Genomic DNA, 551 nt, shown 5'->3' on the forward strand with positions numbered 1-551 from the left:
GGTCCAGCCGCTGGCCAACGATGCACTGGCCGATCGCCTGCAGGGTCGGCTGATGCTGGTCTACGGCGACCTGGATGAGAACGCGATGCCGGCGCTGACCCTGCAGTTGGCGCGCGCCCTCACGCTGGCCAACAAGGACTACGACCTGCTCTACCTGCCCAACCAGGACCACGAACTCTTCCGCAACGACGATTACTACATGCGCCGGATGTGGGATTACTTCGTCACGCATCTGATGGGCGCGACGCCGCCGCCCTACCGGATCGGGGCGGCCGCCTCGCCGTGAGGTGACGCGCCTCGCTCAGCGATGGGTATCGGCGGCATCCTCCGCTCCGCCCCCCATGCCAGCACCGCCCATTGCTCCCATGCCACCCCCGCCTCCACCGCCCATCCCTCCGCCTCCGCCCCCTTTTCCACCGCCCTTGTCACCCGCATCGCCCTTGCCCTTCGCACCGGCCGAGGGCCTTGCGGGACCCTGGCGCGGAATGGTGACCGAGGCCGGGATCGGATCCAGATCCAGCGCCTGACGAATGAAGTCGCGCAGCGACACC

General features: G+C 68.4%; 2 protein-coding genes. One reads left to right on the forward strand and one right to left on the reverse strand.

What is annotated here, in order from left to right; translation table 11 throughout:
- A partial coding sequence (locus tag AAE045_RS24140) for an alpha/beta hydrolase family protein (RefSeq protein ID WP_455549828.1) occupies positions 1–286 on the forward strand: 286 nt, incomplete at its 5' end.
- Between the two features lie 15 nt (positions 287–301).
- Here AAE045_RS24140 and AAE045_RS24145 read toward each other — a convergent pair.
- On the reverse strand, positions 302–551 hold a 250-nt coding region (locus tag AAE045_RS24145), incomplete at its 5' end, for a hypothetical protein (RefSeq protein ID WP_455549829.1).

Origin of the sequence: Dryocola clanedunensis (assembly GCF_038405435.1) — a bacterium.
Lineage (GTDB): Bacteria > Pseudomonadota > Gammaproteobacteria > Enterobacterales > Enterobacteriaceae > Dryocola > Dryocola clanedunensis_A.